The organism is Parvibaculum sp., assembly GCF_049672805.1.
GTDB lineage: Bacteria > Pseudomonadota > Alphaproteobacteria > Parvibaculales > Parvibaculaceae > Parvibaculum.
In genome coordinates, this window is the sequence record NZ_JBATWS010000382.1 from 1 (window position 1) to 10326 (window position 10326).

At 59.2% G+C, this 10326-nt stretch carries 9 protein-coding genes; 6 read left to right on the top strand and 3 right to left on the bottom strand.

The window, feature by feature from the left end; genetic code table 11:
• From WBF74_RS11815 to greA, 3 genes are all read left to right on the top strand, one after another.
• Positions 1-354: glutamine amidotransferase-related protein (locus WBF74_RS11815; protein WP_424439995.1), on the top strand; the 354-nt coding region annotated here is incomplete at its 5' end.
• Positions 355-463: 109 nt separating this feature from the next.
• Positions 464-3703, top strand: coding sequence for a carbamoyl-phosphate synthase large subunit (gene carB / locus WBF74_RS11820; RefSeq protein ID WP_424439998.1), 3240 nt, complete (start codon positions 464-466; stop codon positions 3701-3703).
• A 145-nt stretch (positions 3704-3848) separates the two neighbouring features.
• On the top strand, positions 3849-4322 hold the full coding sequence (greA, locus tag WBF74_RS11825; RefSeq protein ID WP_424440001.1) for a transcription elongation factor GreA: 474 nt from the start codon (positions 3849-3851) through the stop codon (positions 4320-4322).
• 11 nt (positions 4323-4333) lie between these two features.
• Here greA and WBF74_RS11830 read toward each other — a convergent pair whose 3' ends face one another.
• Entirely contained in the window at positions 4334-4819 is a 486-nt protein-coding gene (locus tag WBF74_RS11830) for an Lrp/AsnC family transcriptional regulator (RefSeq protein ID WP_424440004.1), read from the bottom strand.
• Between the two features lie 115 nt (positions 4820-4934).
• On the opposite strand from WBF74_RS11830, the gene WBF74_RS11835 reads away from it, so the two are divergent.
• From WBF74_RS11835 to WBF74_RS11845, 3 genes are all read left to right on the top strand, one after another.
• A complete protein-coding gene (locus WBF74_RS11835; protein WP_424440007.1) occupies positions 4935-5915 on the top strand; it encodes a mitochondrial fission ELM1 family protein in 981 nt (326 codons plus the stop codon).
• Between the two features lie 123 nt (positions 5916-6038).
• On the top strand, positions 6039-6698 hold the full coding sequence (locus tag WBF74_RS11840; RefSeq protein ID WP_424440010.1) for a 2OG-Fe(II) oxygenase: 660 nt from the start codon (positions 6039-6041) through the stop codon (positions 6696-6698).
• A gap of 32 nt (positions 6699-6730) precedes the next feature.
• Entirely contained in the window at positions 6731-8710 is a 1980-nt protein-coding gene (locus WBF74_RS11845) for a hypothetical protein (RefSeq protein WP_424440013.1), read from the top strand.
• A 59-nt stretch (positions 8711-8769) separates the two neighbouring features.
• Here WBF74_RS11845 and WBF74_RS11850 read toward each other — a convergent pair whose 3' ends face one another.
• Positions 8770-9120 carry a hypothetical protein gene (locus tag WBF74_RS11850; protein ID WP_424440016.1) on the bottom strand — a complete coding sequence of 117 codons (351 nt, stop codon included), beginning with the start codon at positions 9118-9120 and terminating at the stop codon, positions 8770-8772.
• A gap of 5 nt (positions 9121-9125) precedes the next feature.
• Positions 9126-9923, bottom strand: coding sequence for an HNH endonuclease (locus WBF74_RS11855; protein WP_424440019.1), 798 nt, complete (start codon positions 9921-9923; stop codon positions 9126-9128).
• Positions 9924-10326 lie beyond the last annotated feature (403 nt).

The following is a 10326-nucleotide window of genomic DNA, read 5'->3' on the forward strand; positions in this document are numbered from 1 at the left end:
GGCATCCCGATGTTCGGCATCTGCCTCGGCCACCAGATGCTCGGACTTGCCGTCGGCGCGACCACCGAAAAGATGCACCAGGGCCATCACGGCGCGAACCATCCGGTGAAGGACTACACGACCGGCAAGGTCGAGATCACCTCGATGAACCACGGCTTCGCCGTCTCGCGCGAGAGCCTGCCGCAAACGGTCGAGGAAACGCATGTCTCGCTCTTTGACGGCTCGAATTGCGGCATCCGCCTCAAGGGCAAGCCTGTCTTCTCCGTCCAGTATCACCCGGAAGCCTCACCCGGCCCGCCGGACAGCCATTATCTCTTCGACCGCTTCGTGAAGATGATCGAGGGGCAGGAGTAATGGCGAGCGCAGCGGCCTCGAATAAGGACGTGGATGGCCCGGACAAGCCGGGCCATGACGTTGTTGGTCAGCTTCTTCTTTCTATTCCTTCAGCCGGTAACCGATAGCCATGCCCAAACGTACAGACATAAAAAGCATCATGATCATCGGCGCAGGCCCGATCATCATTGGTCAGGCTTGCGAGTTCGACTATTCCGGCACGCAGGCCTGCAAGGCGCTGAAGGAAGAGGGCTACCGGATCATTCTGGTGAACTCCAATCCGGCGACGATCATGACGGACCCGGAGCTGGCGGACGCGACCTATATCGAGCCGATCACCCCGGAGATCGTTGCGAAGATCATCGAGAAAGAGCGCCCGGATGCGCTGCTGCCCACCATGGGCGGCCAGACCGCACTCAACACCGCGCTCGCCCTTGCCGATATGGGTGTGCTCGACAAGTTCGGCGTCGAGATGATCGGCGCGAAGCGCGAAGCGATCGAGATGGCCGAAGACCGCCAGCTCTTCCGCGATGCGATGGATCGCATCGGCCTTGAAAGCCCGCGCTCGCGCGTGGCGCACAATATGGAAGAGGCGCTCGAAGCACTTGAATATGTCGGCCTGCCCGCCATCATCCGCCCCTCCTTCACCATGGGCGGCACGGGCGGCGGCATCGCTTACAACAGACAGGAGTTTTCCGAGATCGTTGAAAGCGGTCTCGATGCAAGCCCCGTCAATGAAGTGCTGGTTGAGGAAAGCGTTCTCGGCTGGAAGGAATATGAGATGGAAGTCGTCCGCGACCGCGCGGATAACTGCATCATCATTTGCTCCATCGAAAATGTGGACCCGATGGGCGTGCATACGGGTGACTCGATCACCATCGCGCCTGCGATGACGCTCACCGACAAGGAATATCAGGTGATGCGCAACGCCTCCATCGCGGTGCTGCGCGAGATCGGCGTGGAGACGGGCGGCTCGAACGTGCAATTCGCCGTGAACCCGAAAGATGGCCGCCTCGTCGTCATCGAAATGAACCCGCGCGTGTCGCGCTCCTCTGCGCTCGCCTCCAAGGCAACGGGCTTCCCGATTGCGAAAGTCGCGGCAAAGCTTGCCATCGGCTACACGCTGGACGAATTGCAGAACGACATTACAAAGGTCACGCCCGCAAGCTTCGAGCCGACGATTGACTATGTCGTGACAAAGATCCCGCGCTTTGCCTTCGAGAAGTTCGCAGGTGCCGAACGTCTTCTCGGCACCGCCATGAAATCGGTCGGCGAAGCGATGGCCATTGGCCGCACATTCCAGGAGAGCCTGCAGAAAGCGCTGCGCTCCATGGAAACGGGCCTCACCGGCCTCAATGAAGTCACCGTGCCCGGCATGGGCGAAGGCGACGACAAGAATGCGATCCGCGCCGCCCTTGGCCGCCCGACGCCTGACCGCCTGCTCGTCATCGCGCAGGCGCTGCGCCTCGGCGTCGATCACGAACAGGTCCGCGCTTCCTGCTCCTACGATCCCTGGTTCATTGAACAGCTTCAAGAAATCGTGGATGCGGAAGAAGCCGTACGCAAGAACGGCCTGCCCAAAACAAAAGCGGAAATGCGCGCGCTGAAAGCACGCGGCTTCTCGGATGCCCGCCTTGCGGAACTTTGCGGCATGGATGAGGAATCCGTGCGCAAGGCGCGCCGCGAGCTTGGCGTGCGCCCCGTCTATAAACGCATCGACACCTGCGCGGCGGAGTTCGAAAGCCTCACGCCCTATATGTACTCGACCTATGAAACGGATTTCGCAGGCAATGCCGATTGCGAAGCCGACCCCTCCGACCGCAAGAAGGCGATCATTCTTGGCGGCGGTCCGAACCGCATCGGTCAGGGTATTGAGTTCGACTATTGCTGTTGCCATGCCGCCTTCGCGCTCGAGGAAATCGGCATCGAAAGCATCATGGTGAACTGCAACCCGGAAACAGTCTCCACCGACTACGACACCTCCGACCGTCTTTATTTCGAACCGCTCACCGCCGAAGATGTGCTGGAGCTGATCGATCTCGAACGCTCGAAGGGCACGCTTGCGGGCGTCATCGTGCAGTTCGGCGGCCAGACGCCGCTCAAACTCGCAAACGATCTTGAACGCGCAAATGTACCGATCCTCGGCACATCGCCCGACGCGATCGACCTTGCCGAAGATCGCGACCGCTTCAAGGCGCTGCTCGAAAAGCTCGGCCTCAAGCAGCCGCCGAACGGCATTGCCCGCTCGGCCGCTGAAGCCAAGGCGATTGCCGAGAAGATCGGCTATCCCGTCGTCATTCGCCCCTCCTATGTGCTGGGCGGGCGCGGCATGGAAATCGTGCGCGATGCAAACCATCTCGACCGCTACATCAATGAAGCGGTGATCGTGTCAGGCAAAAGCCCCGTGCTGATCGACTATTATCTGCGTGACGCAATCGAAGTGGACGTGGACGCGCTTTGCGACGGCAAGGATGTCGTGATCTGCGGCATCATGGAGCATATCGAGGAAGCGGGCGTTCACTCCGGTGACAGCGCCTGCTCGCTCCCGCCCTACTCCCTGCCTGCCGAAACCGTTGCCGAGATCGAACGCCAGACACGTGAGATGGCGCTCGCACTCAATGTCGGCGGACTGATGAACGTGCAATACGCAGTTCAGGACGGCACGATCTATGTGCTTGAAGTGAACCCGCGCGCCTCGCGCACCGTGCCCTTCGTTGCGAAGGTCATCGGCGAGCCGGTGGCGAAGATCGCCGCGAAGGTGATGGCAGGGGAGAAGCTTTCCAGCTTCAACCTGAAGCCCGATGCGCATGGCCGTGTGGCGGTGAAGGAAGCCGTCTTCCCCTTCGCGCGCTTCCCCGGCGTAGACACGATCCTTGGCCCGGAAATGCGCTCCACCGGCGAAGTCATGGGCCTTGACCGCAGCTTCGCGGCCGCTTTCGCAAAGAGCCAGCTTGGCGGCGGCAGCAAGGTGCCGGTGGAAGGTACGGTCTTTGTGTCGGTGAAGGACAGCGACAAGGCGAAGATCGTTGCGCCCGCGCGCAAGCTTCTCGATATGGGCTTCAAGCTCATCGCCACCGGCGGCACGCAGCGCTATCTCGCTGAACAGGGGCTTGAGGTCGGCACCATCAACAAGGTGCTTGAAGGCCGCCCGCATATTGTGGATGCGATCAAGAATGGCGAGGTCGCCCTCGTCTTCAACACGACGGAAGGCGCGCAGGCGCTTGCCGATTCGATGTCGCTGCGCCGCGCGGCACTGATGATGAAGGTGCCCTATTACACCACGCTTGCGGGCGCCCGTGCGGCCGTGGAAGGCATTGAAGCCGTCCGCAAAGGACAGTTGGAAGTCGCCTCTCTTCAGTCCTATAGTTAGGCCAAGCGAAGCGGCTGGCGAAAATCGCATTTGACGCCCGCCGCTTCCCTCACTCACAATCGGACCACAGTCCCGCCTTTCAGGTTCCTCGCGGAGCCCTGGCGGGATTTTGTTCAACCGAAGGCAAGACAGACCGTCGAGCGAAATGGAAAAGATTCCAATGACTTCCGAGGGATATACGGCCCTGGAAGAAGAAATCAGGTTTCTGAAGTCCGTAGAGCGGCCGCGCATCATCAAGGCGATCGCCGAGGCCCGCGCGCATGGCGATCTCAGTGAAAATGCCGAATATCACGCTGCCAAGGAGCTGCAAGGCCTCAACGAAAGCCGTGTGGCGGAACTTGAGGACAAGATTTCGCGCGCGGAAATCATCGATGTCTCGAAGCTTTCCGGCGACACGGTGAAGTTCGGCGCGACGGTTGACCTCATCGACGAGGACACGGAAGAAGAAGTGACCTACAAGATCGTCGGCGAAATCGAAGCCGATGTGAAAAAGGGCCGCGTCTCCATCACCTCCCCCATCGCCCGCGCGCTGATCGGCAAGAGCGCAGGCGACAGCGTCGAAGTCGTGACGCCGGGCGGCGGCAAGAGCTACGAGATCGTGAAAGTGCGGTTCATCTGAACCGCACCTCCCTACTCTTCTTCCAGCATCTCCACCGGCACACCCGGCTCATGCTTTGAGCGGCGGATAGTGAGTGATGTGCGCACACTCGCAACGTTCGGCGCGGGCGTAAGCTTTTCCGTGAGGAAGCTCTGGAAGGTGGAGAGGTCCGGCGCGACGCATTTCAGAATGAAATCGATCTCGCCATTCAGCATGTGGCATTCGCGCACAAGCGGCCATGTCGCAACTACTGCTTCGAACGCCTTGAGGTCTGCTTCCGCCTGGCTGTGAAGCCCCACCATGGCAAAGACCGTCACCTCGAAGCCGAGCGCGCGCCCGTCCACATCTGCGTGATAGCCCTTGATGAAGCCCGCCGCCTCCAGCGCCCGCACACGGCGCAGGCAGGGGGGCGCGGAGATGCCGACGCGCGACGCCAGATCGACATTCGTGATCCGGCCATCGGCCTGCAATTCGGCAAGTATCCGCAGATCAATATGGTCGAGCTTCGCCCGCTTCATGGCACTCCCCTTCGCGCCGCACGCCTTTAGCCGTATTCCGCGTGACTTGCGGCCTTTCGCGTTTTACTTACTCTGACAGGCGCCGCGTTTCAGCAATAATATTACCGGACAGCGCATGATTATGACCGAAATCCCGCCGGATCTCACTTGCTGGGTCCTGACCAATGGCATGGCGGGATTTGAAACGCAGGCAATCGGCGTGGCCGAGGCGTTGGGCCTCACCCCCATCGTGAAGCGGGTGGCTCCGCGCGCGCCCTATAAATGGCTCGCCCCGCGCGGCCCCGCCCAGCCGCAACCTGATATAAGCCCCCCCTGGCCGGACATTCTCATCGCCTCGGGCCGCCAGTCGATCCCTTATGCGCGGATGATTCGACGGGAATCCGGCGGTCGCTCCTTCACCGTCATCCTGCAAAATCCGCGTATCGATCCCGCCAATTTCGATTTCGTCTGGGCGCCAGACCATGACCTGCTGACCGGCCCGAATGTGCTTTCCACCCCTGTTTCCCCTCACCGGCTGACAAGGGAAAGGCTGGAACGGGAAGCCGAACGCATTGCGCCGCAGGTTGCCCACCTCCCCCGCCCCCGTGTCGCGGTGCTGATTGGCGGCACGAATGCCGTGTACCAGCTAACGGAAACGGTCGCCGCCAAACTCGCCGAACAGCTTGCCCGTATTGCGGATGAAGGAGCCGGCCTCATGGTCACGCCGTCGCGCCGCACCGGCGAGAAACAGACCGCGATTTTGAAAGAAGCCCTGAAAAACAAGAACGCGATCATCTGGGACGGGTCCGGCGACAACCCCTATTTCGGTTTTCTCGGCCTTGCCGATGCGCTCATTGTCACCTGCGATTCCGTGAACATGGTCGGTGAGGCAGCCTTCACCGGAAAGCCCGTTCATGTGATCGAACTGGAGGGAGGATCGCCGAAGTTTCGCCGCTTCCTCGATACGATGTTTGCGACAGGTGCCGCGCGGCGTTTCAGCGGAAAGCTTGAAAACTGGGTCTATGAACCCCTAAATGCCACGGAGCAGATTGCGGCGGAGATCGCCCGCCGCTACCCGGCAAGACAGGCCGAACTGGCAAGGACCAAAAAGGGTTAACCGGGTGCGTCAATTCGTTGCCGCGACATTTGGGTCATTGCGAAGGGCGCGGTAAGCTCCACATCATCATTCACACGGGAATGAACCGCCCCTGACGGGCGAAACGGACGGAACAACGGCACCATGAGCCTGATCAATCTCGAAGCACTGCGCGCGACCCCGCTGAAGACGGACCCCTACGACTATTTCGTGGTTCCCGCCTTCGTCTCGGGCAAGGCGCTGGATGATGTGATCGCAGACTTTCCGGACATCCAGTCCACCGGCTCGATCCCGCCGAGCGAACTCGATATCCGGGGCGCCTTCGAACAGCTTCTCGAAGAGATGAACGGCCCGGAGTTCCGCGCCGCCATCGAAGAGAAGTTCGGCCTCGACCTCTCCGACCGCCCGACCATGTTCACCGTGCGCGGCTATTGCTCGCGCACCAATGGCAAGATCCACACGGACACGAAATCGAAGATCATCACCGTGCTGCTCTATCTCAATCAGGATTGGGAAGCAGGCGGCGGGCGGTTGCGCATTCTGCGTTCGGGCACCGATCTCAATGATGCGGCGGAAGAAGTGTCGCCCAATGGCGGCACGCTTCTCGTGTTCCGCCGGTCGGACAATTCATGGCACGGGCATGAGCCCTTTGAAGGCCAGCGTCGAGCAATTCAGATGAACTGGGTCACGGATGAAGAAGTGGTCGCCCATGAACAGCGCCGTCACCGCTTCACTGCCACTCTGAAGAAGCTCAATCCCTTCGGTTCCCGCGCGGCGCGTGAAGCCGCATCCGAAACCTACTAGGCTCAACCGAAAAGAAGCCGGGACAAGAAGTGATGACGCTCCAGATCGAGACCTTCAAGAACGCCGATCTTTCTCATGGCTGGCGCCCCGGCAACAATGCAGGCGGCACCACGCTCTTCAAGGCACTCGGCCATCCGCTGACAGCGCCGAAGGGTGATGCGCTGATTGCCGATCTCGCAAAGGCCGGCCCCGTCGCAGTCTATGATCCTTCGGGCACGATCGGCAATTTCCACGCCTATTACGATCTCGCTCGCCTCGACATTGCAGGCTATTTCGTTCAGCGCATCGAAGATCTGGGCGGCACCTTCCTCGGCCATCAGGCAAAGCCCGTGAACGAGATGAAGGCGAGCGGCGCAAAGGCTGTCCTCGTTCTCACCTTCGATGCGGGAAAGACGCTTCCCTCGATCAAACATGTGTTCCCGGAAGGCGCGCGCATCGCGACGCTTGATGATATCCGCCTGCCGGATGACATGCTGACCAACAAGGCGAACTATCTCGACCCGCTCAACTTCGCGACCAATTTCGCGCTGATGCGCGAGAAGCGCGGCGCAAACGGGCAGGACGGCATCCATACCCGCGTTGCCAGTGCAAATTACTGGGCGCTGCATGGCGCGGAGAACCCGGAACTCTGGCTCTGCCTTTTTGACGAAACGGGCAAGCAGCTCGCCGAATGGCGAGAAACGCTTCCCGCCCCCGGCGCGCCTTTCATCATCGACAGTGCGGAAGTGCGCGAACGCTTCGGCCTTGATGATTTCACCGGCTCTCTTTTCATCCATGCCATCCGCATCAAGGGCCATGATGTAGTGAAATATGCGCTCGACATGTATGGCGAGAACGGGCTTGCCCTTTCCTGCAGCCATGATGCGAATGCCTGGCCGGCTGATTTCTATGCGGGTATGCCCGCAGGTGAAGCCGATGAGCGCGTGACGCTTTTCGTGCAGAACTCGCATCCCATGCCTATCCCGCCGCGCACGGTTGGCCTCAACATAATGGGCGCGCAGGATACGGCGTGGTACGAGGACGAGATCCCGCCTTTCGGCACGCGCGGCATTCCGGTTGAAAGCCTGCTGCCGGATGCGAAATGGCCCGACCAGATCGAAGTGGTGGCCGGTCGCTATTTCGTGCGCCCCCGCTATGAAGTGATCCGCAATGGCGGCCAGCGACGCATCGCCCATGCAAATGTGGAACGCACCGATCTCAAGCCGAACCCGGAAATCCAGACGCTCGGCAAATATATGGGCAAGGGCTACATCATGCCGCTGCCCATCCTGCCGCGCGACCAGTTCGAAACCGTCATGCTGCCGACACCCATGGCGCGTGACGAAATGGAAATGCCGCTCCGTGCGGAGATGATCGACGCGAGCGGCGAAACCGTCTCAGTGAAATATCTCGGCCGCATTCAGCGCCGCGACAGCGTAGAAGTCGATATCGAGGCATGGATGAAGGCGGAAGCGGTGAAGCTTCCCTCCGGTTATGGCCATGTCGAATTTCTCTACGACTTCCGTGAAGGCGGCGAGGCCAATGGCTGGCTGCACGCACTCGGCCGCTTCGAGCAGAAATCAAGCGGCCACCGCGCGGAAACAATCTTCGGCGCCCATATCTACAACACCGCCGTCATCTACAAGGACGAGCCGCAGAGTTACACCAACAAGCCGCCGGGGCTGACGACGCGCCTCTTCCTGCGCATCGCGGGACCGGCGCTTGAAGAGGGCGCACTCGATACTCTCTGTCACCTCATCTATCCGGCCTCGACCGAATGGCACCCGAAAAGCTCCACCCTGCTCATCCTGCATGACGCAGAAGGAAAGCCGGTCGCCGAAAAGAAGATCGAGATTGCCTGTGGCGGCTCGTATCACTGGCGCCTGTCGGAAACCTTCACCGCAGAAGAACGCGAGCGCATGGGAGGCAGCGGCTACGTCATCATCCGCGACACCACCTGCCGCCTCTTCGGCTTCCACGGCCTCGTGAACGGCGACAAGAGCTTCTGCCTCGACCACATGTTCGGGTTCTGAGAATCTCATGACCGATTACGGAGTTTTGCTCCTTAATCGGTCATAGGTTCAAACCATCTTCAAGACTCTAACGGCTCATCTATGGCGCTCGCATATTCCAGTTTCTCAAGAAACGCGTCGAGAGGGCCAGCAAATGGTAGATCGCGGAGATCATCAGCAGCGGCGGAAGCGATGCTTCCTACTTCGTGCAGATCGTGATCGTCTTCATTAGGCAACCCTGCCGTCCAACGCCACAGATCGGCCCTCAAATCTTTCACACCAAGACGCGCGGCGTAGAAATTTCGGCCTTCCCACCTGCAAGAAATCTCATCAACAGATGCGATTGATCGTTCTGTATTCAGAACAACGCCACCCCACGATTTGTAATTGGAGGCGTCACGATACAGGTAGGAAAAAACAATTTGGCGCATGACGTTCACGTCCCGACAAAAACATTCCTATTGTGCCAATAGAGAAAATCACGATCTGGACAAAAACGTGCCGGAAGTTTGATTTTTTCTCCCTGCAGCGCTGCCAACGCAGCACTAATCTGGCCTTCTGACGCCCGCCGTCGAAGTTCTCCAGAAACTTCAATCCGCATCTCCGGCGTAACGGTAATCAACCCGCTGTCGAACGCCTTGTCGTGAATGGATGACAAACAGAGGCCGTTGCGAGGGTTCAATCGATTTCGCGCATCTTTGGCCCAAGGAACGATGTGGCTAGCGACAATAAGCTGCGGAGCTGACATCCCGCTCATGCAGCACTTGCTTCCGTAGTTCGCAAGAACTGACCGCCTAAAAAAGCTCTGCTTAATTCGTACATTCACCATAGCTTGCCTATCCGCGCCCACGAACGTAGCGGGGTCTGGCTCGGCAAATGACATGGCCTGATTTACGATATTCCGCTCAGGGTTTTTCGATACGAGAAGACCCTCACAATGCTCAGCAAGTGCTTCCCAATCGTCGTGAAACTCTTCCCATACTTTCTTGTCTGTGGCTGACGCATTGCGCAGCCCCACCCTACCAGTGGTGGTGATATCAGGGTCGAGACTCGCGAAGTTGACGAGCTTCATCGCAACTGCAGACGGAGAACGTCCAATCTTATTTGCGAGTTCGATAATCTCTGGATTGCGTGAATGCATCTTGCCGAACGGCATTTGGCAGTAAAGGTAGAATGCAAGCCGGGTCTGCTCTTCCGTCCACGCATCTTTGCGCCCACTTGCAGAGGAGACCATCTCAGCCTTCCGAGAGATGTTTCATCGAATGACAAGAGTGCTCAGAATACACGTCCGACTTCATCCCCCTCAATTCGAGATTCCCGCCGCATTTCGGCAGGAGAATTAGTTGAGAGGCATGGTTTCAGCCGAAAGGGTTTCATTCAAGTTGGATCATCACGAATCAGCTTATGAAACCCCATGCGCCCTCGAACGAATTTCTTTCCCAGGGGACACGTGCCAGTTTCTGCCGACAGGTGAAAACTCCCTGCCAAACTGTCGCAGCGCAGCATTCGACCTTGAACAAAGATTAGAATGCGTCTAAATAACGGGAAACACCGGAACACCGTCCGGTTGTTCAAACCTCACAGTTTCAAAGGAGTTTCCCCGTATGGCCGTACTCGTAGGCAAACAGGCCCCCGAC

Bases quoted from the DNA above. Each gene is read 5' to 3' on its own strand.
- carB (WP_424439998.1), top strand. From the start codon at position 464: ATGCCCAAACGTACAGACATAAAAAGCATCATGATCATCGGCGCAGGC.
- greA (WP_424440001.1), top strand. From the start codon at position 3,849: ATGGAAAAGATTCCAATGACTTCCGAGGGATATACGGCCCTGGAAGAA.
- WBF74_RS11830 (WP_424440004.1), bottom strand. From the start codon at position 4,819: ATGAAGCGGGCGAAGCTCGACCATATTGATCTGCGGATACTTGCCGAA.
- WBF74_RS11835 (WP_424440007.1), top strand. From the start codon at position 4,935: ATGATTATGACCGAAATCCCGCCGGATCTCACTTGCTGGGTCCTGACC.
- WBF74_RS11840 (WP_424440010.1), top strand. From the start codon at position 6,039: ATGAGCCTGATCAATCTCGAAGCACTGCGCGCGACCCCGCTGAAGACG.
- WBF74_RS11845 (WP_424440013.1), top strand. From the start codon at position 6,731: ATGACGCTCCAGATCGAGACCTTCAAGAACGCCGATCTTTCTCATGGC.
- WBF74_RS11850 (WP_424440016.1), bottom strand. From the start codon at position 9,120: ATGCGCCAAATTGTTTTTTCCTACCTGTATCGTGACGCCTCCAATTAC.
- WBF74_RS11855 (WP_424440019.1), bottom strand. From the start codon at position 9,923: ATGGTCTCCTCTGCAAGTGGGCGCAAAGATGCGTGGACGGAAGAGCAG.